21 protein-coding genes are annotated in these 21,929 nt (G+C 72.7%); 15 read left to right on the top strand and 6 right to left on the bottom strand.

From position 1 onward, the window contains the following. Positions 1–40: 40 nt before the first annotated feature. Positions 41–1,225 carry a pyridoxal phosphate-dependent aminotransferase gene (locus JXZ78_RS21300; protein WP_033040348.1) on the bottom strand — a complete coding sequence of 395 codons (1,185 nt, stop codon included), beginning with the start codon at positions 1,223–1,225 and terminating at the stop codon, positions 41–43. Positions 1,226–1,491: 266 nt separating this feature from the next. Between JXZ78_RS21300 and JXZ78_RS21295 the strand changes: the two genes are divergently transcribed. The 13 genes from JXZ78_RS21295 to JXZ78_RS21235 all read left to right on the top strand — a co-directional run bounded on the left by JXZ78_RS21295 (position 1,492) and on the right by JXZ78_RS21235 (position 14,483). After that, on the top strand, positions 1,492–1,758 hold the full coding sequence (locus JXZ78_RS21295; RefSeq protein ID WP_030025021.1) for a hypothetical protein: 267 nt from the start codon (positions 1,492–1,494) through the stop codon (positions 1,756–1,758). Between the two features lie 380 nt (positions 1,759–2,138). Further along, positions 2,139–2,657 carry a DUF2617 family protein gene (locus tag JXZ78_RS21290; RefSeq protein ID WP_030025019.1) on the top strand — a complete coding sequence of 173 codons (519 nt, stop codon included), beginning with the start codon at positions 2,139–2,141 and terminating at the stop codon, positions 2,655–2,657. Between the two features lie 140 nt (positions 2,658–2,797). Then, complete coding sequence (locus JXZ78_RS21285) at positions 2,798–4,621, top strand: spermidine synthase (protein ID WP_030025018.1); 1,824 nt, start codon at positions 2,798–2,800, stop codon at positions 4,619–4,621. A 146-nt stretch (positions 4,622–4,767) separates the two neighbouring features. Beyond that, complete coding sequence (locus JXZ78_RS21280) at positions 4,768–5,544, top strand: SRPBCC domain-containing protein (RefSeq protein WP_030025016.1); 777 nt, start codon at positions 4,768–4,770, stop codon at positions 5,542–5,544. 59 nt (positions 5,545–5,603) lie between these two features. Beyond that, positions 5,604–6,443, top strand: a complete 840-nt coding sequence (locus JXZ78_RS21275) for an aldose epimerase family protein (protein WP_033040340.1) — start codon at positions 5,604–5,606, stop codon at positions 6,441–6,443. Between the two features lie 56 nt (positions 6,444–6,499). Further along, the gene (gene pyrE / locus JXZ78_RS21270) at positions 6,500–7,042 is read left to right on the top strand and encodes an orotate phosphoribosyltransferase (protein ID WP_030025012.1); all 543 of its coding nucleotides are present in this window, start codon (positions 6,500–6,502) and stop codon (positions 7,040–7,042) included. Positions 7,043–7,246: 204 nt separating this feature from the next. After that, positions 7,247–8,269, top strand: coding sequence for a class II fructose-bisphosphate aldolase (gene fbaA, locus JXZ78_RS21265; protein WP_030025011.1), 1,023 nt, complete (start codon positions 7,247–7,249; stop codon positions 8,267–8,269). A 697-nt stretch (positions 8,270–8,966) separates the two neighbouring features. Then, complete coding sequence (locus JXZ78_RS21260) at positions 8,967–9,380, top strand: DUF3151 domain-containing protein (protein WP_030023205.1); 414 nt, start codon at positions 8,967–8,969, stop codon at positions 9,378–9,380. Positions 9,381–9,605: 225 nt separating this feature from the next. Further along, positions 9,606–10,466: a tryptophan 2,3-dioxygenase family protein gene (locus tag JXZ78_RS21255; RefSeq protein ID WP_030023207.1), complete on the top strand. Its 861-nt coding sequence runs from the start codon at positions 9,606–9,608 to the stop codon at positions 10,464–10,466. After that, positions 10,459–11,643 carry a kynureninase gene (gene kynU, locus JXZ78_RS21250; RefSeq protein ID WP_030023209.1) on the top strand — a complete coding sequence of 395 codons (1,185 nt, stop codon included), beginning with the start codon at positions 10,459–10,461 and terminating at the stop codon, positions 11,641–11,643. Before JXZ78_RS21255 ends, kynU begins: the two co-directional genes overlap by 8 nt. Beyond that, positions 11,640–12,404, top strand: coding sequence for an alpha/beta hydrolase family protein (locus JXZ78_RS21245; RefSeq protein ID WP_030023211.1), 765 nt, complete (start codon positions 11,640–11,642; stop codon positions 12,402–12,404). The genes kynU and JXZ78_RS21245 overlap by 4 nt, the downstream gene beginning before the upstream one ends. Before the next feature lie 67 nt (positions 12,405–12,471). Next, positions 12,472–13,830, top strand: a complete 1,359-nt coding sequence (locus tag JXZ78_RS21240) for a sensor histidine kinase (protein WP_030023213.1) — start codon at positions 12,472–12,474, stop codon at positions 13,828–13,830. 8 nt (positions 13,831–13,838) lie between these two features. Next, positions 13,839–14,483, top strand: a complete 645-nt coding sequence (locus JXZ78_RS21235; protein WP_030023214.1) for a response regulator — start codon at positions 13,839–13,841, stop codon at positions 14,481–14,483. Between the two features lie 24 nt (positions 14,484–14,507). Here the strand turns inward: JXZ78_RS21235 and JXZ78_RS21230 are convergent, their stop codons facing one another. From JXZ78_RS21230 to JXZ78_RS21215, 4 genes are all read right to left on the bottom strand, one after another. Further along, complete coding sequence (locus tag JXZ78_RS21230; RefSeq protein ID WP_030023215.1) at positions 14,508–14,753, bottom strand: hypothetical protein; 246 nt, start codon at positions 14,751–14,753, stop codon at positions 14,508–14,510. A gap of 90 nt (positions 14,754–14,843) precedes the next feature. Next, positions 14,844–15,509, bottom strand: a complete 666-nt coding sequence (locus JXZ78_RS21225) for a DUF6082 family protein (RefSeq protein WP_030023216.1) — start codon at positions 15,507–15,509, stop codon at positions 14,844–14,846. Between the two features lie 514 nt (positions 15,510–16,023). Further along, positions 16,024–17,664 carry an ABC transporter permease gene (locus tag JXZ78_RS21220; RefSeq protein ID WP_238783272.1) on the bottom strand — a complete coding sequence of 547 codons (1,641 nt, stop codon included), beginning with the start codon at positions 17,662–17,664 and terminating at the stop codon, positions 16,024–16,026. Continuing rightward, positions 17,661–18,614 (bottom strand): ABC transporter ATP-binding protein, encoded by a 954-nt coding sequence (locus JXZ78_RS21215; RefSeq protein WP_030023220.1) that lies wholly within the window; start codon positions 18,612–18,614, stop codon positions 17,661–17,663. Before JXZ78_RS21215 ends, JXZ78_RS21220 begins: the two co-directional genes overlap by 4 nt. Before the next feature lie 105 nt (positions 18,615–18,719). Between JXZ78_RS21215 and JXZ78_RS21210 the strand changes: the two genes are divergently transcribed. Further along, the gene (locus JXZ78_RS21210) at positions 18,720–19,280 is read left to right on the top strand and encodes a GbsR/MarR family transcriptional regulator (RefSeq protein WP_030023221.1); all 561 of its coding nucleotides are present in this window, start codon (positions 18,720–18,722) and stop codon (positions 19,278–19,280) included. Positions 19,281–19,304: 24 nt separating this feature from the next. Here JXZ78_RS21210 and JXZ78_RS21205 read toward each other — a convergent pair whose 3' ends face one another. Then, complete coding sequence (locus JXZ78_RS21205) at positions 19,305–20,357, bottom strand: hypothetical protein (RefSeq protein ID WP_033039306.1); 1,053 nt, start codon at positions 20,355–20,357, stop codon at positions 19,305–19,307. Between the two features lie 175 nt (positions 20,358–20,532). On the opposite strand from JXZ78_RS21205, the gene JXZ78_RS21200 reads away from it, so the two are divergent. Further along, a complete protein-coding gene (locus JXZ78_RS21200; protein ID WP_030023224.1) occupies positions 20,533–21,819 on the top strand; it encodes an adenylosuccinate synthase in 1,287 nt (428 codons plus the stop codon). Positions 21,820–21,929 lie beyond the last annotated feature (110 nt).

The following is a 21,929-nucleotide window of genomic DNA, read 5'->3' as shown; positions in this document are numbered from 1 at the left end:
CCGTCCCTGTACCTCGGCGGACCGCCTTCCACGCGCTTCGTCAGACCGCCAGCCGCTTGAGGCGGGTAACCGCTTCTTCCAGCACACCCTTCCGCTTGCAGAAGGCGAAACGGACGTACGGGGCGCCCTGGTCCTGGTGGTCGTAGAAGACGGCGTTGGGGATGGCGACGACGCCGGCGCGTTCCGGGAGGGCGCGGCAGAAGGCGAAGCCGTCCTTCTCGCCGAGGGGGCGGATGTCGGTGGTGACGAAGTACGTGCCGGACGGGCGGAAGACGCGGAAACCGGCGGCGGCTAGGCCGTCGGCCAGCAGGTCGCGCTTGGCCCGCAGGTCGTCGCGCAGGCCGGTGTAGTAGCTGTCGGGCAGGGCGAGTGCCTCGGCGACCGCGTACTGGAACGGGCCGGCGGAGACGTACGTGAGGAACTGCTTGGCGGAGCGGACGGCGCCGATCAGCTCCGGGCTCGCGGTGACCCAGCCGACCTTCCAGCCGGTGAAGGAGAAGGTCTTGCCGGCCGAGCCGATGGTGACGGTGCGCTCGCGCATGCCGGGGAAGGACGCCAGCGGGAGGTGCTCGCCCTCGAAGACGAGGTGCTCGTACACCTCGTCGGTGATCACGAGGAGGTCGCGTTCGCAGGCGAGGCGGGCGATCTCGGTCAGTTCGGCGCGGTCGAGGACGGTTCCGGTGGGGTTGTGGGGGGTGTTGAGGAGGATGAGGCGGGTGCGGTCGGTGACGGCGTCCCGCAGTTCGTCCAGGTCGAGGCCGTACGTGCCGTCCTCGGCGGACGGGCGCAGCGTCACCGGGACGCGGGTGCCGCCCGCCATCGCGATGCACGCGGCGTAGGAGTCGTAGTACGGCTCCAGCGCGATCACCTCGTCACCGGGCTCCAGGAGGGCGAGCAGCGAGGCGGCGATGGCCTCGGTGGCCCCGGCGGTGACCAGGACCTCGGTGTCGGGGTTGTACGCGACGCCGAGGTGGCCGTAGAAGCGGTGCTGGTGCGCGGCGACGGCGGTCCGCAGTTCGGGGACGCCGGGGCCGGGCGGGTACTGGTTGCCGCGACCGTCGCGCAGTGCGCGGACCGCCGCCTCCCTGACCTCCTCCGGGCCGTCGGTGTCGGGGAATCCCTGCCCCAGGTTGATCGATCCGGTGCGTAGGGCGAGCGCGGACATCTCGGCGAAGATCGTCGTACCGAACTCGGCGAGGCGGCGGTTGAGCAGCGGTCGTGACATGTCCGCCATCCTCCGCCGAACCTCTGGACTTCCTCAACTGTGCTTTGCGGTCCGGGCGGCCCGGGCATGAGCCCCGCACCGACAGCACGGTGCGGGACCGGACGGCCCGAAAGAGGACGCCGGAACCGGAGTGGATCAGCGCGGACCGGAGAGGGATCGAAGGACACGGACGACACGTACGACGGCGCTTCGGCCGGGCCGGGGAACACGGCGGCGGACGGAGCGGGTGCCTCGCTTCGGGGGACGGAAAGGAGTGTGGGGCAACGATGGGTTTTGTGGTCTTCCTCGTGATCTGTGTGGTGGTCGCGGCCCTGGTGGTCACGGCGGCGCAGAGCCGCGACGGCGGCGGCCGCCGCAGCCTCGGCAAGCGCGGCCGGGACGGCACCGGCTGGTGGGTGGCCGGCGACCCGGGCGTGGGCGGCGGGCATCACCACGGGCAGTCCTGCGGCGGGCCGATGTCGTGCGGCAGTGGTGGGCACCACTCGTCGTCGTCCTGCGGGGGTGGCGGCGGCTGCGGCGGGGGCAGTTCCTGAGGGGCGGCGGCCACCGTCGAGGCGCGCCGGCGGCAGCTTTCGCAGTGCGGTCGCAGACGGGTCCCGGGGCAGTCGCCGAGGTGTTGCTGCCCCGTACACATGCAGGGGGCCCATGCCGGTCCGCATATGCGCCCAGCAGGGTCAACGGCCGCTGGGGAGTGGGTTGTTGAACAACTGAACTGAGTGGCCCTCTGAGGGATGGAAACCCGGCGAAGATGGGTAAAAACGCTGTGGGCCCCGCTCGTTTCATGATTCCCTCTCCCTAGAGAATCCCACTTCTCGGACCCCACGTGGGCACGAGCCGGCAGACAGTCGTAACCCTGATCCCGTCTCCGGGGCAGGCCGGCCCACCATCCACTGCGTGCTTGCGGAGCCGACCCATGCTCACGACCCTGAAAACGCCCTACACCGATACCCGCGCATCCGACCTGGCCTGGGCACTGGGCAGGGAGCCGCTGCCGGCCCTCGCCGTGCTGGACCTGCAACTCGCCGATGCGCGCGTGCAGTTGAGGCTGCTCGGCGCCTCGCACCAAGTCCTCCTGGAGGAGGAACGCGGCACCTGCTCCGAGACCGTCGCCTGCATACCCGGCAGCAGCACCCCGCTCCCGCTGGGCGTGGCGAAACGCATCGGCGACTGGGAGTACGAATTCGCTGCCCACGTCGAGACGCTCTCCCAGGGCTCGTTCGCCGGGCGCGCCCAGGAGTTGCTCGCCCTGGTCGCCGAGCACCCCCTCGGCCTTGCCGGAACGTTCCCGGGCTCGCCGCACGCGTTCACCGCGATGCTGGCCCAGCGCGAGGAGGGCCAGGTGCGCTGGCGCACCTGGCACGCCTACCCGCAGGAGGGGCGGCTGGTCGCGACGCGCACCCGGGTCGGGGTCCGGGTGGCGGCGGCCATCTGAGCGGCGTTACCCGCGGGTGCTTTTACCGGCTCGCGGGGCGGACCGGGCGTCCGCCGCGCTCCAAGTCGCCCGTGTGGGACGCTCACTACGCTCGTGTGGGTGACATAGGGACATCATCGCGTCACGTAGCGTTGCCCGACATGATCGACCCGCCTGATCCAGTCCACCGCGGTTCCCCCGAGCCGCCCGAGGCGGGGAGTCCGGCATGGCTGCCCGTCCCCGCCGGCCTCGGCCGGCTGCTCGTCCTGGCCACCGTCTTCGTCTGCGCCGCCTGCGGCCTGGTCTACGAACTCGAACTGGTCGCCCTCGCCTCCTACCTGACCGGCGACTCGGTCACCCAGGCATCCGTCGTGCTGTCCGTCATGGTCTTCGCGATGGGCATCGGATCGCTGCTCGCCAAACGGCTGCGCTGCCGGGCGGCCGTCGGCTTCGGCGCGCTGGAGGCGGTCCTCGCACTCGTCGGCGGTTTCTCGGCGATGGCGCTCTACGCCTGCTACGCCTGGTTCGGCCAGTCCCGCTCCGTCCTGGTCGCCTTCTCGCTGGCCATGGGCATGCTCATCGGCGCCGAGGTGCCGCTGCTGATGACGCTCATCCAGCGGGTCCGCCGCCAGGACGCGGGGGGCGCCGTGGCGGACCTGTTCGCCGCCGACTACGTGGGCGCCCTGGTCGGCGGCCTCGCCTTCCCCTTCCTGCTGCTGCCGGGGCTGGGCCAGGTCTCCGGCGCCCTGATCACCGGTTCGGTCAACGCGGTGGCCGGCGGCGGGCTGGTGCTCTGGCTCTTCCGCAGCGATCTGTCCGTACGGGCCCGCTGGGCCCTGATCGCCGCGAACGTGCTGGTGCTGGCCCTGCTCGCCGCCGGGGCGGCGCTGGTCGCCCCCTTCGAACGGGCCGCGCGGGACGCGGTGTACGGGTCGGCGGCGCGGGTCGCGGTCCGCACCGGCATCCAGGAGATCGTGATCACGGGCGGTACGGGACCGGCCGCCACGGGCCGGACCGGGGCCGCGGACGGACACCTGGACCGGGCCGGCCGCGGCGGGGCGCCCGGGCCCGTACCGGGTCCGGGCGGGAACGGTGCCGGACCCGGCGGGCCGCTCGGGCTCTACCTGGACGGCCGCCTACGGGCCGGCGCGGACGACGCTCGCCCGTACCACGAAGGGCTGGTGCACCCGGCCATGGCGGGCGGGCCGCACCGCCGGGTCCTGGTGCTCGGCGGCGGCGACGGCCTCGCCGCCCGCGAGGTCCTGCGCCACCCCGGCGTCACGGCCGTGACCGTCGTCGAACTCGATCCGGGCCTGGCGCGGCTGGCCCGTACGGACCCGGGCCTGTCCGCGCTCAACGGGCACGCGCTGGACGACCCGCGGGTACGTGTGGTCGCGGGCGACGTGTTCGAGTGGCTGCGGCGGGGCGGCGCGGCGGCCGGGAACGGCGGCCCGTACGACGTCGTGATCGCCGATCTGCCCGACCCGGGGAGCACGGCCAGCACCAAGCTCTACTCGCAGGAGTTCTACGGTCTCGCCTCCCGCACGCTGGCCAGGGGCGGCCGGCTGGCGGTGCACGCCGGCGAGCCCGCGTCCCGGCCCCGGACGTTCTGGACGGTCGACGCGACCGTACGGGCCGCGGGCCTGAGCACCGTCCCGTACCGGCTCCCCGGCCGGACCGTGCCCCGGACCCCGTCCCGCGCCGACGCGGCGGAACGCTCCTGCGGAACGGGCCGGTCCACGGACCGGCTCACCGGCCACCCTGCCGACCATCCCGTCGGCCGGCTCACCGGCCACCGCTCCGCCTGCGGCTGGGGTTTCCTCCTCGCGGCCCACCGCGCCCCCCGCCTGACCCTCTCCCCGGCCACCCCCGCCCTGCGCTCCCTGACGCCCGCCGCCCTCCAGGCCGCCGCCCGCTCCCTCGCCCCCACCCGCGTCCCCGGCCTCCCGCCGTCAACGCTGATGCATCCACGGCACCTGGACTGACCCGGCCCGGCCGCCCCCGGCCCACCGGCGATCCACCGGCCCGACGCCCGCGGCGATCCGCTCCCCTCGCTCCCCCATTCGGCCGGGGGAGAAAAAGGTGCCGGACCGGGCACGAGTGCCGGGAGGGCTGGGTAGGCTCCCATGCCATGGAGCACGAGGTGTACGTTCCGTTTCCCGTCGAGACCGTGCGGCAGGCGCTGGCCGAGCCGGAGCGCGTGGCGCGCTGCATCCCCGGATGCCAACTCGACGCCGACGCGGACCCCGGCACCCCCGGCGGGCGGCTGCGGCTGCGCATCGGGAGTTCCACCATCACCTACCGCGGCACCCTCACCGTCACCCTGCGCGGCGCCGACACGGTCCTGGTCGAGGCGAGCGGCATGGAGTCGCGCGGAGACGGCTCCGCCGAGCTGTCCCTCACCGTGCGGCTCGCCGCCGGGCCCGACGACTCCGCCACCACGGTCCTGAGCTGCGCCGGTACGGTCACCAGCACCGGCCGCCTCGCGGAAGCCACCGGCCAGGCGGCCGAGTCCGCCGGACGCCGGGTCCTGGACCGCTTCGCCGCCAACCTCGCGGCCGACCTCACCGACAACCCGCCGGACACCCAGGACAGCGGTGCCCCGGCCACGCCCCCCGCCACCGCGGCCCTCTTCGACACCGAGGTCCCGCCGCCGTCGCTCGACCCGCTCACGGAAGCCGACGACCAGGACGGCACACCGCCCGCCGAGGCCGCGCACGCCCGCCGCACGATGATCGGGCGCAGCGCCGAGGAGGTCGACCACGCACCGCCGCGCGGCCGGTACGCGCCGGTCCCCGCCCCCCAGTCGGCGACCACCTCCGCCACCCTGCGCTGGGCGGCACCGGCCGCGGCCCTCGCCCTCGCGTCGGCCGTCGTGGTGGGGCGGGTACTGCGCCGCCGCCGCTGAGGGGCGGCGCGCGTTCGCCGTACCGCGTCGCCTCCCCGCCTCCCCGTTAGGGTCGGACCGTGAGCGACAACGACACGCGAGACATCGCGCAGGGACAGGTACGGCTGGCGGCCGGCGACACCGAACTGACCGTGGACCCGGCCAACGGCTGCCGGCTCGCGAGCCTGCGCATCGGCGGTACGGAACTGCTGCGGCAGGGCGCCAAGTACGGCTCCTTCCCGATGGTGCCGTGGTGCGGCCGCATCGAGAACGGGCGCTTCCGCAACGGCGGCGAACTGCACCAGATGCCGGTCAACTCCCCGCCGCACGCGATCCACGGCACCGGCCGCAACGTCGCCTGGACGACGGCCCGCACAAACGCCACCAGCGCCGCCTTCACCTACGAGCTGCTCGACCCGGACGCCGCCCCCTGGCCGTACCCGGGCCGCGTCACCCAGCTGGTCGAGCTGGCCGAGGACGGCGGCTCGCTCACCCTGACCATGGGCGTCGAGGCGAGCGCCGACTCCTTCCCCGCCCAGGCCGGCTGGCACCCGTGGTTCCTGCGCAGCCTGGACGGCGCCGGCGAGGACGTACGGATCGACTTCACCGCCGCGTGGCAGGAGGAGCGGGGCGACGACCACCTGCCCACCGGACGGCGCATCGACCCGGAGCCCGGCCCCTGGGACGACTGCTTCGGCATGCCAGACGGCGTGGACGTCACCCTCACCTGGCCGGGCCGGCTGGAGCTGAAGGTCACCAGCGGCGCCGAGTGGGTGGTGGTCTACGACGAGCAGGAAGCGGCGGTCTGTGTGGAGCCGCAGTCCGGCCCGCCCAACGGCCTCAATACGCTGCCGCGCCTGGTCACGCCCATCGACCCGCTGGAGATCTCGACCACCTGGACCTGGCGCGCCCTGTCCTGACCCACCCGCCGACCGGCGTCCGGCCGGGCCCCGGCACACGCTCTAAGCTCGTGCGCATGACTGACGACGTACGCGGCGATCTGCTGCAGCAGATCAAGGACAAGGCCGTGGTGCACGGCAAGGTGACGCTCTCCTCCGGCAAGGAGGCCGATTACTACATCGACCTGCGCCGGATCACCCTCGACGGAGCGGCCGCGCCCCTCGTCGGGCAGCTGATGCTGGACATCACCGCCGACCTGGACTACGACGCGGTCGGCGGGCTCACGCTCGGCGCCGACCCGGTCGCGGCCTCGATGCTGCACGCCGCCGCGGCGCGCGGCCGTCGGCTGGACGCGTTCGTCGTCCGCAAGGCGCAGAAGACCCACGGGATGCAGCGGCGGATCGAGGGCCCGGACATCAAGGGCCGCCGGGTCCTGGTCGTCGAGGACACCTCCACCACCGGCGGCTCGCCGCTGACCGCCGTCGAGGCGGCGCGCGAGGCGGGGGCGGAGGTGGTCGCGGTCGCCACGATCGTGGACCGCGGGGCGGAGTCGGCCATCGCCGGCGCGGGCCTGCCGTACATCACCGGCTACCGCCTCGGCGACCTCGGCCTCGGCTGAGCCTTTGCCGGTTCCTCGGCGCTGACCAGCGCTTATCGCAAACGGGTGGGTGGTTTCACGTGAAACCGGCCACCCCTTTGCGTGCCGGTGGCGTGTACGGGATGTGGAGCAAACCGCCGAGTCTGGGAAGATGAGCTACGGCGATGTCGTCGCCCCCTGGTCAGGGCCAAGAACGCACACCCGCACATCACAAGGAGCGGACAGATGCCCATCGCAACTCCCGAGGTCTACAACGAGATGCTGGACCGGGCGAAGGCAGGCAAGTTCGCCTACCCGGCCATCAACGTGACCTCGACGCAGACTCTGCACGCAGCGCTGCGTGGTTTCGCCGAGGCCGAGAGCGACGGCATCGTCCAGATTTCCACCGGTGGTGCGGAGTTCCTGGGCGGCCAGCACAACAAGGACATGGTGACCGGCGCCGTCGCGCTGGCGGAGTTCGCGCACATCGTCGCCGAGAAGTACGACATCAACGTCGCGCTGCACACCGACCACTGCCCCAAGGACAAGCTGGACGGCTACGTCCGTCCGCTGCTGGCCGTCTCCGAGCAGCGGGTGGCCAAGGGCCAGAACCCCCTGTTCCAGTCCCACATGTGGGACGGCTCGGCCGAGACCCTGGCCGACAACCTGTCCGTGGCCCAGGAGCTGCTGGCCCAGGCCGCCGCCGCGAAGATCATCCTTGAGGTCGAGATCACCCCGACCGGTGGCGAGGAGGACGGCGTCACCCACGAGATCAACGACGAGCTGTACACCACCGTCGACGACGCGCTGCGGACCGCCGAGGCGCTGGGCCTGGGCGAGAAGGGCCGCTACCTGCTCGCCGCCTCGTTCGGCAACGTGCACGGCGTCTACAAGCCGGGCAACGTCGTGCTCCGCCCCGAGCTCCTGAAGGACCTCCAGGAGGGCGTGGGCGCCAAGTACGGCAAGCAGTCGCCCTTCGACTTCGTCTTCCACGGCGGCTCCGGCTCCACGGCCGAGGAGATCGCCACGGCACTGGAGAACGGCGTCGTGAAGATGAACCTGGACACGGACACGCAGTACGCGTTCACGCGTCCGATCGCGGACCACATGTTCCGCAACTACGACGGCGTCCTGAAGGTCGACGGCGACGTCGGCAACAAGAAGACCTACGACCCGCGCAGCTGGGGCAAGCTCGCCGAGGCCGGCATGGCCAAGCGCATCACCGAGGCCTGCGCCAACCTCCGCTCCACCGGCACCAAGATCAAGTAACCCTCCCGGGTTCCCAAGGCCCCGAGCCCGCCTCCCCGGCGGCCCGGGGCCTTCGTGCGCTGCGCACGTTGTGCGCGATGGTCCGGTGATCGGGGCGCGCGTCTTGCGCAATAGGTCCGGTGGGTGGGGGCTCGGGGGCACTCCGGGGTCACTCCTCAGCATCCTTTAGCTGCGGTGAATCCCAGGCGTTGGCCAGCGTGCGGACTGCCTGCGGGGAGACCCCTGCGTACCCCCGAGCCCTGGCCGTCGGGCGACTATCCCGTGCGATCGGGCTGGGGTTTTCACAAGCCAAGCCCGACGCGAGCCCCTGGCGTACGGCCAGGCCAGCACAGCCGCCTTTCCGCCCTCCACCCCGTGCGCCTCTCCACCAGGTGGGCGGGCGCCCGGGTGATCGAAAAACTCCCCCCACCGACCTCGGCTCGCCAATCCGGCCGGAGGGGGCGGGTAGGGGGCCATCCCCGCAGGCAGCCGGGAGCCCTCGTTCACAACCAACCCTGGGCGACGTACACGGTGCTGAGGAGTTGGCCCCCTGCGCGCCCCCGCCACCACAACGCAAGCAATGCGAGCCAAACGTCAACCCAACACCCCCGCGCGAAGCGCGAAAGGCCCCCCAGGCCCCCCACCACGGGGCGAGCCGACAAACCGGCCCAGCCCCCTGAGGTACGTAACCGACCGGCCCCTCCGGGAAGATGGGAGCATGGCCATTCATCAGAATCTCCTCGGGGGCCCGCCCCCCACCGAACTCCCCGACGACCCCGAACCCCGCGAGCTCCTCGCCTCCGGTGCCGCGCCGACGGACGTCGCGGCGAAGTACCCGACCTCCTCGCTGGCCTGGGCGCAGCTCGCAGACGACGCGTTCCAGGCGGGCCGTACGGTCGAGTCGTACGCGTACGCCCGTACGGGTTACCACCGCGGCCTGGACGCGCTGCGCCGGGCCGGCTGGAAGGGGCACGGCCCGGTGCCGTTCGAGCACGAGCCGAACCGCGGGTTCCTGCGGGCCCTGCACGCTCTCGCCCGTGCCGCGCAGGCGATCGGCGAGCAGGAGGAGTACGAGCGGTGCTCGACGTTCCTGCGGGACTCGTCGCCGACCGCGGCCGACACCCTTTCGTAGGGCGCTGAGCTGCGTTTCCGGCTGACCGCCGGGGTGGAATCCGGGCCGGCCGCGCAAGCGCGGCCGGCCCTTCGCACGCCGTGGGCAGCCTCTTGCGCGCCCTTCGTGGAGCACGGATGATGCCAGTGGGCCGGAAGATTCCGCGCCTGAGGGGACCGGGGCTCCGTTTGCCGACGGGAAGGAGCGGACCGCTACCCGGAAGCCAGCAGCATCGAGGAGTTCCTCATGTCGCAGCAGTCCGCCCCGCAGTGTCAGCCGGAGACCGATGAGGTCCGGCGGCCCGACCTGAGCATCGGCAGTGCGGGGACGACGCCGTACGAGGATTACGTCCATGCGGACGTGCTCACCCACCTCCAGCATCCGCTGTCCGACGACCCGGGCGAGATGGCTTTCCTGGTGACGACCCAGGTGATGGAGCTGTGGTTCACGGTCGTCGTCCACGAGTGGCACACCGCGGCACAGGCGTTGCGCCGGGACGACCTGCCGGTGGCGATGGAGGCGCTGGAGCGTTCGACGCACCAGTTGGAGGCGCTGAACGCGGCGTGGAGGCCGTTGGCGCGGCTGACGCCCGCGCAGTTCAACGCGTTCCGGGGCGCGCTGGGGGAGGGCTCGGGGTTCCAGTCCGCGATGTACCGGCGGATGGAGTTCCTGCTGGGTGAGAAGTCGACGTCGATGCTGGTGCCGCACCGGGGCGCGCCGCGTGAGTACGCGGAGCTGGAGAAGGCGCTGCAGGAGCCGAGCCTGTGGGACGAGGTGCTGCGGCTGCTGGCACGCCGGGGGTACGGGATACCCCGTGAGGTGCTGGAGCGTGAGGTCACGGCGCGGTACGAGCCGGACGCGCGGGTCGAGGCGGTGTGGGCCGAGGTGTACGCGGGGCCGCGCGACGGTGAGCTGGTGCGGCTCGGTGAGGCGCTGACGGACGTCGCGGAGCTGGTGTGGCGCTGGCGGAACGATCATTTGGTGGCGACGCGGCGGGCGATGGGAGCCAAGATGGGGACCGGTGGTTCGGCGGGCGTGGCATGGCTGGAGAAGCGGGCGAGCAAGAACGTTTTTCCGGAGCTGTGGACGGCGCGTAGCCATGTCTGACCCGGCGGAGCGCGCCGCGGCGCTGGACGAGCGGGACGCACTGCGCCCGACCAGGGAGAAGTTCGTCCTGGACGACACCGTGTACCTGGACGGGAACTCGCTGGGCGCGCTGCCCGGCCACGTACCCGGCCGCGTCGCCGACGTCATCACCCGGGAGTGGGGCGAGCTGCGCATCCGCTCCTGGGAGGAGTCGGGCTGGTGGACCGCGCCGGAACGCGTCGGCGACCGGATCGCCCCGCTGCTCGGCGCCGCGCCGGGGCAGGTCGTGGCGGGCGACTCGACCAGCGTCAACGTGTTCAAGGCGGTGGTCGGCGCGGTACGGATGGCGGGCGCGGGCCGCGACGAGATCCTCGCCGACGAGGCGTCCTTCCCGACCGACGGCTACATCGCGGAGTCCGCGGCACGGATGACGGGCTGCACCCTGCGGGCCCTGCCGGCCGCGCGGATCCCCGGCGAGGCCGGGCCCCGGACCGCGCTCGCGCTGGTCAACCACGTCGACTACCGCACCGGGCGGCTCAACGACCTGCCCGGCATCACCGCCGCCCTGCACGAGGCCGGGGCCCTGGCGGTCTGGGATTTGTGCCACAGCGCGGGCGCGCTGCCGGTCCGGCTGGACGCCCACGGTGTCGATCTCGCGGTGGGCTGCACGTACAAGTACCTGAACGGCGGACCGGGCGCGCCCGCGTACCTGTATGTGCGCGAAGAGCTCCAGGCCCGCTTCGACTCGCCGCTGCCCGGCTGGAACTCGCACGCCGTGCCCTTCGGCATGGATCCCGCGTACGCCCCGGCCGACGGCATCGTCCGCGGCCGCGTCGGCACGCCCGACATCCTGTCCATGCTCGCCCTGGAGGCGGCCCTGGACGTCTGGGACGGCGTGTCCGTCGAGGCCGTACGGGCCAAGAGCCTCGCGCTCGGCGACTTCTTCCTGGAGTGCGTGGACGCGTACGTCCCCGAGGGCCGGGTGCGCTGCGTCACCCCGCGCGAACACCCGCAGCGGGGCAGCCAGATCGCGCTGGCCTGCGCGGACGCGGGCAAGGTGATGACGGAGCTGATCCGGCGCGGGGTGGTCGGCGACTTCCGCCACCCGGACGTGCTGCGCTTCGGCTTCACGCCGCTCTACACGTCCTTCGCGGACGTGGCGCGGGCCGCGCGGGTGCTGGGCGAGGTCGTGGGGTGAACGTTCCGGGCGCCGCGGACGAGGAGGCGGCCCTGCTCGGCCTCGCGCCCGTGGCGCCCGACGCGACGCTGGCGTACGGACCGCACCCGGACCAGGTGATCGACCTGTACGGGCAGCGGAACGCGGGGCCGGTGGTGCTGCTGTTGCACGGCGGCTTCTGGCGCGCGGCGTACGACCGTACGCATCTGTCGCCGCTCGCCGCGGAGCTGGCCCGGCACGGACTGCCGGTCGCGCTGGCCGAATACCGCCGCGCGGGCGCGGGCGGGGGCTGGCCGGCCACGTACCAGGACGTGGTGGCCGCGACGGCCGCGCCGGAGCGGCCCGTGGTGGCCGTGGGCCATTCCGCGGGCGGGCACCTCGCGCTGCTCCTCGCGGCAGCGCACCCGCACCGGCGCACCACGGACGCGCCGCGGCGGATCATCGCCGTGGCACCCGTCGCCGACCTCGCGCACGCCCACGAGGTGGGGCTCAGCGACGGCGCCGTGGCCGGCTTCCTGGGTGCCGGGCCCGGATGGGCGGACCGGCTCGCCGCGGCGGACCCGGTACGGCGGCTGCCGAACACGGCCCCCGTGACGATCCTGCACGGCACCGCCGACACCGACGTGCCCGTCGGACTCTCCCGCCGCTACGTACGGGCCGCCGAGGCCGCCGGAGGCACCGCGCCGCTGCTGCGGGAGCTGGCCGGAACCGGCCACTACGCGCCCGTCACCCCCGGCACCACCGCCTTCCGCGTCCTCCTCGACACCCTGCGTAGTACTTGAGGAGGACGGCTCCAGATCCGCTCAGGAGGGGACGACCGGGGGCCGCGCGCTGCTTACCGTGGTAAGCGTGAACCAGACGACCCACACGCAGCGCGACGACCTGCGCTCGGAAGCCCGACTCGTCCGCGGCGCGCTGAACCGGCTGCACCAGGACCTGGTCGTGGACGCCTTCGCCTTCCGCCCGATGCTGCCCCTGGACGACGCCCGCCTGTCCGGGTGGTCGTGGGTCCCCCAGCGGCTGCGCCGCCATGTGCGCTGGGCCCCGCACGTCGTGCTCACGGCCGTCGCGGCCATGGTGTTCCTCGGGACCACCAGCGTGATGGCCCGCGACAGCGCGCTGAGCTTCCTCATCACGACGGTCTTCGCCTTCCTGCTCGCCGCGCCGATCGTGCTGACCCTCTTCCGGCCGGCCGGTGCGTTCTGGCTGTCGGGCGGAGCGGTCGGCTTCGCGATGCTGGCCTACGCCGTCACCGGAACGGGGTCCTCCGGGTACGAGATCGGCCTCATGACCCACACCGCGGTGATGGTCCTGGTCGTGCTCCGTACCCGGCCCCGGCTGGCCGCCGAGATGTGGCTGGTCACCATGGCCGCGGCCGGGGTGCTGGTGCTGCTCGTGCCCCGGACGATCTCGCACATGGCACCGTTCGCGGTGCTGGCGGTGCTCGTACTGACCCCCGCCGCCGCCATCCGCGCCTGGCGCGAGGAGCGGCGGAACGTGGTCGAGACGCAGACCGCCACCGCCGAGGAGCGCTCGCGGCGCACCCTGCTGGAGGAGCGCGCCCTGATCGCCCGCGAGCTGCACGACGTGGTCGCGCACCACATGTCGGTCATCGCCATCCAGGCCGAGGCCGCCCCGTACCGCGTCAAGGACACCCCGCCCGAGCTGGCCACCTCCTTCTCGACCATCCGGGAGAACGCGGTGGCGGCGCTGACCGAGCTGCGCCGCATCCTCGGTGTCGTCCGGTCCGAGGACCCGGACGCCTTCGCCGACGCCGACCCCGAGGCGCCGCAGCCGACCCTGGCCAGCCTCGACTCGCTGCTGGCGAGCGTGCGCGGCGCGGGCCTGGAGGTCGAGGCCGTGATCACCGGCTCGCCGCGGCCGCTGCCGCAGGGCGTCGAGCTGTCCGCGTACCGCATCGTCCAGGAGGCGCTGAGCAACGCCCTGCGGCACGCGCCGGGCGCGGAGGCACGGGTGGAGATCTCGTACGTGCTCGGCGGGCTGGGACTGCGTATCGTCAACGGCAAGGCGAGCCGCCTGGCCAAACCGTCACCGGGGGCCGGGCACGGCGTCCTGGGAATGCGGGAACGGGTGCAGATGCTGGGCGGGGAGATGACGGCGGACCACACCGAAGAGGGCGGGTTCGAGGTCGCGGCCTTCATCCCGGTGTCGGCGGCGCAGAGCGCGGCGGAGGGGAAGACGGCGTGATCCGGGTAATGATCGTGGACGACCAGGTGATGGTCCGTGAGGGCTTCTCGGTGCTGCTGGGCGCGATGCCGGACATCGAGGTCGTCGGCGAGGCCGTGGACGGCCGGCAGGCGGTGGCCAAGGTCGCCGAGCTGCGGCCGGACGTGGTGCTGATGGACATCCGGATGCCGGAGATGAACGGGCTGGAGGCGACCCGCGAGATCGTCGCCGCCGACGCGGACGCCAAGGTGCTGGTGCTGACCACCTTCGACCTCGACGAGTACGTCTACCAGGCGCTGCGGGCCGGGGCGAGCGGCTTCCTGCTCAAGGACGCCTCGGCGGGCCAGCTCGCGGAGGGCGTACGGATCGTGGCGAACGGCGAGGCACTGCTCGCGCCGGCCGTCACCAAGCGGCTGATCTCGGAGTTCTCCAAGCTCGACACGCCGCGGGCGCCCACCCAGGAGCGCGTCGGCGACCTCACCGAGCGGGAGACCGAGGTCCTGGTGCTGGTGGCCCAGGGGCTGTCCAACGGTGAGATCGCCGAGCATCTGGTCGTGGCCGAGTCGACGGTCAAGACGCACGTCAGCCGGATCCTGGTGAAGCTGGGACTGCGCGACCGCACCCAGGCGGCGGTCTTCGCGTACGAGGCCCGGCTGGTCACGCCGGGCGGGTGAGGCGCGGCGGGCCGGGCCGGCGGGTCACAGTCGTGCGATGTCGGACTTGGCCCGCAGCAGGGTGTCGCGGGTGATCACCACGATTTTCTCGTAGTCGGCGCGGCTCGCGTCGTCGGGCAGCTTTCCGTCCAGGTCGGCGGTCATGTCGGTCCCGATGACGGCGAAGCGGCCGTCGCTCAGTTCGAAGAGGTCGGGGCAGCTGCCGTTGCCCATGCTGCCGCGCTCCTGAGGGGTGGCGCCCAGCCGTCGGGAGATGTCGAGTGTCGTCATCGGGCCGGAATACCCCGGCGGTACGCGGCAGCGCGAGCCGAATTGCGGGAATGTCCCTTTTCGGCGCAGGTCGATACACCTGTGAGCGCTTTACGGCTCGGTGTGTTGACCTTCGATCAAACGCAGGTTCGGGGAATGCGGTGCCTGTGCGTTCGACTGGGTCAGCGCCTCGTCGACGAGAGCGGCGAAGCGGTGTTCGTGGGAAGCCGGATCCATTTCGGCGCGCATGGAGCGCGCCGATTCCCAGTACCCGCGGAAGGCCGGCGTCCGGACGATGTAGCGCAGATGACCCAGCGCCTCGCGGTCGTCGGTCATCTCCAGCTTGTGCGCGAGCATGGAGTGACAGTAGATCAAATTGGCGTACAGGTACTGCCGGTTCTCCTTGGGCGACAGTTCCGGCGCGAAGGCGGGCCAGACCTCGGCCAGTTCGGGGTCGCCGATGCTCATCTTGAGCAGGTCCATGTGCAGGTGCCGCAGGTCGGCCTCGGCGCTGCGGTGCAGCTCCCTCGCCGACCGGCGCATCTCGTCCCGCTGCAGTTCCAGTTCGGCCCGTTGCAGGCGCATTTCCGCGCGCTGCAGTTCCAGTTCCTCACGTTGCAGCGAGGTCTCGTCCCGCTGCAGACGCAGCGTCCTCGCCATGTAGAACAGCACCAGTACGGCAGTGGAAGAAGCCGCGGCGCCATAGGCCTGGCCCGCATTCCCACTGCCCGGAGTACGCAGTCCGGGCACCATCGTCATGATCAGGCTGAACAGCACACAGGCTGCTCCGGCCGTCAGGACGACCCCCAGATTCCGCATCACCCAAAGCGCCCTGCGTGGTCTCATCCGATTCACGGACACCTCCGCCCGCCCCTGGGCCCTGTCGTCGAATTCCCGCCCTTCGGGCGAACGACGGGAGTGTGACGACAGGACCTAGACGTAGTAATGCGGCGCGCCGGCCCATTTCGCGCCGTCATCGCCGCCCGCGGGAGTTGTGCCCAGCCGGAAACGCGGACAACCGCGCACCGCGGCGTGGCCCGCGGCACACCGGCGCGGAATGTCCCACTCTTGCTCCACTGGTCGTTCCGGGGCGCTCGTGGAGCAGCGGTGGCGGCAGGAGGTCTCTACCAGTTGGAGCGGGTGGGGAGTGCGGGCGCCGGACCGGCGTACGCCCCCGGGCGGACATCGCTCCCGCCGTATGACGCACCGGCGGCGTACGGGAAAGTGCGGCGCCGGAGTCCGCCACGGACCCGGCGCCGCAGGCCGCGGGGCGGTCCCCGCCGACGGGCCCTCAGCCGATGTCGCGGCGGCGCAGCGCGGTCAGGCCCGCCGCCACGAACACCGCTGTCAGGGCGAGCAGCCACAGGAAGGGCGCCGCGGTGGCCTCGCCGCCCGGCAGCTTCGGCAGGTGGCTGAAGGGCGAGAGGTTCATCGCCCACTGGGGGAGCTGGGCCGCCGGGCCCACCCAGCCGATGCCGAGGCAGCCGCCGACCACGGCCCAGGTGGCGGCGGCCGCCTTGGGCAGGGCGCCGACGAGCAGCACCGCGAGGCCGGTGAGGGCCCAGACCGCGGGCGTCTGGGCCAGTGCCGCGCCCACCGCGGGACCGAGTCGGCCACCGATGTCGCCGACGGTCAGGCCGTACGTGAGGCCGAGGCCCAGGCCGCCCAGGAGGAGGATGAGGGCCGTCCCCAGGAAGGCGATGGCCAGGTGTCCGGCCGCCCAGCGCAGGCGTCCCACGGCGCCGGCCAGGACCGGTTCGGCGCGGTCGCCGGTCTCCTCGCCGCGCAGCCGGAGCACCGCGCCCGCCGCGTAGAGGGCCGCGACCATGCCGAGCATCCCGGTCAGCGCGGCGACGAACGCGTCGGTCAGGCCCTGGTGCCCGCCCATCCGCTCGAAGATCTCGCGGGTCTGCTCGTTGTCGCCGACCAGGTCGGACGCGCCGTCGGTGATGCCGCCGAAGACGGCGCCGGCGAGGAGGAAACCGGCCGACCAGCCGAACAAGGTGGTCCGTTGCAGGCGCCAGGCCAGTCCGGTGGGGCCGCTCAGGGAGGCGGGCGCGCGGGCCGGTCCCGGGCGGGCGGGCAGGAAGCTCATGCCGAGGTCGCGGCGGGCGGTGAGGGCGTACGCGGCGGTGACCGTGCCGGCCGTGGCGGCGAGGAAGAGCAGCAGCACCCACCAGCGCTCGCCGGCGAACGCGCGCAGGTTCTCGGCCCAGCCGGCGGGGGAGGCCCAGGTGAGCGGGGAGGAGGCGTCCTCGGTCGCGGTGTCGCCCGCGGCCCGCAGGACGAACGCCGCGCCCAGTACGGCACCGGCCAGGCCCTTGGCGGCCCGCGCGCTCTCGGTGAGCTGCGCGGTGATCGCGGCCACCCCGGCGAAGACCAGCCCGGTGCCGCCGACGGCGAGGCCGAGGGCCAGCGCCCCGGCCGCCGGGTGTCCGGAGGCGGCCAGCCCGGCGGTGATGAGCAGGGCGAGCGCGGCGTCGGCGACGAGCGCGGCGAGCAGGGCCGCGGTGAGCGGGGCGCGCCGGCCGACCATGGCGGCGGAGAGGAGTTCCTGGCGGCCCGTCTCCTCCTCCTCGCGGGTGTGGCGTACGACGATCAGCAGGCTCATCACGCCGGCCAGCAGGGCGGCGATCCCGCCGATGCGCCAGGCGGTCAGGCCGCCCAGGGAGTCGCTGAACACCGGCCCGTAGAGGGCGCGCAGTGAGCCGTTGCCGGTCATCGACGCCGCCACCTCCGCGCGCTTGGCGGCGGTGTCGTAGAGCTTTTCCAGGGTGCTGCCCATGCTGACGACGGTCAGTCCGAGCACCACCACCCAGGCCGGGATCATCAGCCGGTCGCGGCGCAGTGCCAGGCGCAACAGGGTGCCGGTGCCGGCCAGGTCGCGGGAGCCGCCGGTACGGGCGGTGGCGGGGAGCGTCACGGCGGTCATCGCAGCGTCGCCTTCCCGGAAGCGGAAGCAGCGGCGGCGGTGGAGGCCGCGCCCTGGGCGGCGTGGCCGCCGTCCTGGTAGTGGCGCAGGAACAGCTCCTCCAACGTCGGCGGCGTGCTGGTCAGGCTGCGCACCCCGGACGCGCTGAGCGAGCGCAGCACCGCGTCCAGCTTGTCGGTGTCCACCTGAAGCCGGACCCGGTGGCCCTGGACGTCCAGGTCGTGCACGCCGGGGAGGCCGGAGAGTCCGTCCGGGGCGCCGGCCAGTTCGGCGGCCACGCTCGTACGGGTCAGGTGGCGCAGGTCGGCGAGGGAGCCGGACTCGACGGTACGGCCGTTGCGGATGATGCTGACGCGGTCGCACAGCGCCTCGACCTCGGACAGTACGTGGCTGGAGAGCAGCACCGTACGGCCGCGGTCGCGTTCCTCCTCGACGCAGTCCTGGAAGACCTCCTCCATCAGCGGGTCCAGCCCGGAGGTCGGCTCGTCCAGGATGAGCAGGTCCACGTCGGAGGCGAACGCGGCGACCAGGGCGACCTTCTGGCGGTTGCCCTTGGAGTACGTGCGGCCCTTCTTGGTGGGGTCCAGCTCGAAGCGCTCCAGGAGGCTGTCGCGGCGGGCCGTGTCGAGGCCGCCGCGCAGCCGCCCGTAGAGGTCGATGACCTCGCCGCCGGAGAGGTTGCGCCAGAGCGTGACGTCGCCGGGGACGTACGCGATCCGGCGGTGCAGGGAGACGGCGTCGTGCCACGGGTCCCGGCCCATCAGCCGCGCGGCACCCCCGTCGGCGCGCAGCAGTCCGAGCAGGACGCGGAGGGTGGTGGACTTGCCCGCCCCGTTGGGGCCGAGGAAGCCGTGCACCTCACCGGTCTCGACGTCGAGGTCGAGGCCGTCCAACGCGTGGGTCCGGCCGAAGGCCTTGCGGAGGCCGGACACCGAGATTGCCTTCGTCATGGTTTTGAACGTACGCTTCTTTCACAAACTTGTGAAGTTAAGAAACCGTATAAAGTCGACGGTGGTGAAGCGTCCGGCCGGGGGAGCGCGGGAGAGGATCAGAGGGTGAGCGAGCAGGCAGAGCAGGGGCAGGCCGGGGGCGCCGGGCGCGACGAGGAGGCGGTCTCCCGGTTCGTGGAGCGCTTCGCCTCGGAGCTGACCGAGGCGGGCATGCAGCGGATGGCCTCCCGGGTCTTCGCGGCGCTGCTCTCCTCCGACTCCGGCGCCCTCACCTCCGCCGAACTCTCCGAACAGCTGCAGATCAGCCCCGCCGCCGTCTCCGGCGCGATCCGCTACCTGGTGCAGGTCAACATGGTCCGCCGGGAGCGCGAGCCGGGCACCCGCCGGGACCGCTACCGGCTCCTGAACGATCTCTGGTACGAAACGCTGGGCAACCGCGACAACGTGCTGACGCGCTGGGAGGACGTCCTGCGGGAGGGCGCGAAGTCGCTCGGGCCGGACACCCCGGCCGGTGCCAGGGTCGCCGAGACCGTGGCCTTCTTCGAGTTCATGCAGGACGAGCTGACCAGGATGCTGGAGCGCTGGCGCGAGTACCGGGACAAGGAGCTGCGCGGCGGAAGCGGAAGCGGAAGCCGAAACGGAAGCGGAAGCCGAAACGGAAGCTGAGGCCGGCCGCCCGGCGCCGCCGCGTCAGTCGTGCGGCAGCGTCAGCCGCCACGCGTCCGGATGCACCGTCCACGTACGGGTCCGGACCGGGCCGCCGACGACCACGTCCGCCCGGTAGCGGAAGTCCGCGCCCGAGACGGTCACCGCCCGCGCGCGGGCCCGTACCGGCGGCTCGGCCTCCTGCCAGTGCACCACGACCTCGGCCAGCCCGCTGCCGTCGTCGCCGTCACCGGGCGTCACCGAGACCCACCGCACCGGCCGGTCCAGGTCGGCCAGCACCACGCCGTCCGCCTCGACCCGCAGCCGGTGGCCCGCCGTACCGGAACGCCGCCCGCCGGGCGGGGCCGAGGGGCCCGGCAGGCCCGGGAGACCGGGCGAGACCGAGGTGACGGACGGGTCCGAAGGGCCGGGTGGTGCGGCCGGCCGCGACAGCGCCGTACGGGCCCTGCGGGCCGTGCGGACGAGCCGGTCCCACCACGCCGCCGCGCGCGGGCCCGGCAGAGGCAGCGCTTCCGTGCCGTCGCGCCGGCCCGGGAGACACCGCCCCGGACGTCCGCCGAGCCCTTCCCACCGCCGCCGGCTCCGCCTGCCGGGCGGCTCCGGCTCCGTACCGGACGGGATGTCCAGGCCGCCCAGCACGATGCCGTCGCTGTCGTCCGTGAGCAGGTGCAGGCTGTGTTCCGTACCGTCCAGGACCGCCCGGGCGGCGGCGACGGTGTCCGTCGGCACGCCCAGCGCGCGCGCCAGCGCCACCGCCCCCGGCGCGCCCACCGGCACCACCGCCAGCGCCACCCCCGCCAGATCGCGCTCCTTGTGCAGCAGCGCCACGGCGCGCAGCAGCGCGCGGTCGTCGCCGATCACCACGGGGCGGCGATGGCCACGGCGGGCGAGCGCCCGCGCGTACTCCTCGGGGCCGTCGGGGAAACAGATTTTCGCGGCCGCGCCCGCGCACAGGACGTCCTTGGCGATCCGTACGGATTCCCCGTCCGTACTGCGGGCGGCCGGGTCGATGACCACGAGCAGGGGGTGCCCCCGGACCCCGTCCGGGAGAGAGTGCCCAGAAGGCTGCGCCGACACCTCGGTCCTTCCTCAGGTAGCATCTCGGTGCAAGAGCCCCTTGCGCTATTGCGCCAGGGGCTTCGTCTATTCCGGGGCACCGGTTCGACGGCTTCAGTGATGTCGTACGCGTACACCTGCACGCATACGGCCTCACGCACGTTGGACATGCCCCGCCCGGAAGGGGTGTACGCCTGTGCCCGCACTTGTGCTGCTCGGTGCTCAGTGGGGTGATGAGGGCAAGGGAAAGGCCACCGATCTGCTCGGTGGGTCCGTCGACTATGTGGTGCGTTACCAGGGCGGCAACAACGCCGGTCACACGGTTGTCGTAGGCGACCAGAAATACGCGCTGCACCTTCTCCCTTCCGGAATCCTCTCGCCGGGGTGCACCCCGGTCATCGGCAACGGTGTCGTCGTCGACCCGGCGGTCCTGCTCTCCGAGCTGAGCGGACTCAACGAGCGCGGCGTCGACACGTCCAAGCTGCTGATCAGCGGTAACGCGCACCTGATCACGCCGTACAACATCACGGTCGACAAGGTCACGGAACGTTTCCTCGGCAAGCGGAAGATCGGCACGACGGGCCGCGGCATCGGCCCGACCTACGCCGACAAGATCAACCGCACCGGCATCCGCGTGCAGGACCTCTTCGACGAGTCGATCCTGCACCAGAAGGTCGAGGCGGCCCTCGACTTCAAGAACCAGGTGCTGGCCAAGCTCTACAACCACCGCGCGGTGGTCGCCGAGCAGGTCGTCGAGGAGATGCTCAGCTACGCGGACCAGATCAAGGGTTACGTGGCCGACACCACCCTCCTGCTGAACAACGCGATCGACGACGGCAAGGTCGTCCTCTTCGAGGGCGGCCAGGGCACGCTGCTCGACGTGGACCACGGGACCTACCCGTTCGTGACCTCCTCCAACCCGACCGCGGGCGGCGCCTGCACCGGCGCGGGGGTCGGCCCCACGAAGATCAGCCGGGTCATCGGCATCCTCAAGGCCTACACGACCCGGGTCGGCGCGGGCCCGTTCCCGACCGAGCTGTTCGACGCGGACGGCGAGGCGCTGCGCACCATCGGCGGCGAGCGCGGTGTGACCACCGGCCGGGACCGGCGCTGCGGCTGGTTCGACGCGGTCATCGCCCGGTACGCGACCCGCGTCAACGGCCTGACCGACTTCTTCCTCACCAAGCTGGACGTGCTCACCGGCTGGGAGCAGATCCCGGTCTGCGTCGCGTACGAGATCGACGGCAAGCGCGTCGAGGAGCTGCCCTACTCGCAGACCGACTTCCACCACGCGAAGCCGATCTACGAGACGCTGCCGGGCTGGTCCGAGGACATCACCAAGGCCAAGACCTTCGCCGAGCTGCCGAAGAACGCGCAGGCGTACGTCAAGGCGCTGGAGGAGATGTCCGGCGCGCCGATCTCCGCGATCGGCGTGGGCCCGGGCCGGGACGAGACGATCCAGATCAACTCGTTCCTGGACTGACGTCCGTGTCCGGACCGACCGGTCCGGGGCCCGCGCGGCGACAGCTGTGCGGGAGCCGCGGCTCCGCTCCCCGAGGGAGCAAGGCCGCGGCTTTCGCGTTGTCGCGGGCG

The sequence above is a fragment of the Streptomyces monomycini genome (genome assembly GCF_022271435.1).
GTDB lineage: Bacteria > Actinomycetota > Actinomycetes > Streptomycetales > Streptomycetaceae > Streptomyces > Streptomyces monomycini.
The sequence above is the reverse complement of the archived record's forward strand: the minus strand, read 5'-3'. Positions and strand labels throughout refer to the sequence as shown.

Excerpts from the sequence above, each read along its gene's own strand:
- JXZ78_RS21300 (WP_033040348.1), bottom strand. The coding sequence starts at position 1,225 with ATGTCACGACCGCTGCTCAACCGCCGCCTCGCCGAGTTCGGTACGACG.
- JXZ78_RS21295 (WP_030025021.1), top strand. The coding sequence starts at position 1,492 with ATGGGTTTTGTGGTCTTCCTCGTGATCTGTGTGGTGGTCGCGGCCCTG.
- JXZ78_RS21290 (WP_030025019.1), top strand. The coding sequence starts at position 2,139 with ATGCTCACGACCCTGAAAACGCCCTACACCGATACCCGCGCATCCGAC.
- JXZ78_RS21285 (WP_030025018.1), top strand. The coding sequence starts at position 2,798 with ATGATCGACCCGCCTGATCCAGTCCACCGCGGTTCCCCCGAGCCGCCC.
- JXZ78_RS21280 (WP_030025016.1), top strand. The coding sequence starts at position 4,768 with ATGGAGCACGAGGTGTACGTTCCGTTTCCCGTCGAGACCGTGCGGCAG.
- pyrE (WP_030025012.1), top strand. The coding sequence starts at position 6,500 with ATGACTGACGACGTACGCGGCGATCTGCTGCAGCAGATCAAGGACAAG.
- fbaA (WP_030025011.1), top strand. The coding sequence starts at position 7,247 with ATGCCCATCGCAACTCCCGAGGTCTACAACGAGATGCTGGACCGGGCG.
- JXZ78_RS21260 (WP_030023205.1), top strand. The coding sequence starts at position 8,967 with ATGGCCATTCATCAGAATCTCCTCGGGGGCCCGCCCCCCACCGAACTC.
- JXZ78_RS21255 (WP_030023207.1), top strand. The coding sequence starts at position 9,606 with ATGTCGCAGCAGTCCGCCCCGCAGTGTCAGCCGGAGACCGATGAGGTC.
- kynU (WP_030023209.1), top strand. The coding sequence starts at position 10,459 with ATGTCTGACCCGGCGGAGCGCGCCGCGGCGCTGGACGAGCGGGACGCA.
- JXZ78_RS21235 (WP_030023214.1), top strand. The coding sequence starts at position 13,839 with ATGATCGTGGACGACCAGGTGATGGTCCGTGAGGGCTTCTCGGTGCTG.
- JXZ78_RS21230 (WP_030023215.1), bottom strand. The coding sequence starts at position 14,753 with ATGACGACACTCGACATCTCCCGACGGCTGGGCGCCACCCCTCAGGAG.
- JXZ78_RS21220 (WP_238783272.1), bottom strand. The coding sequence starts at position 17,664 with ATGACCGCCGTGACGCTCCCCGCCACCGCCCGTACCGGCGGCTCCCGC.
- JXZ78_RS21215 (WP_030023220.1), bottom strand. The coding sequence starts at position 18,614 with ATGACGAAGGCAATCTCGGTGTCCGGCCTCCGCAAGGCCTTCGGCCGG.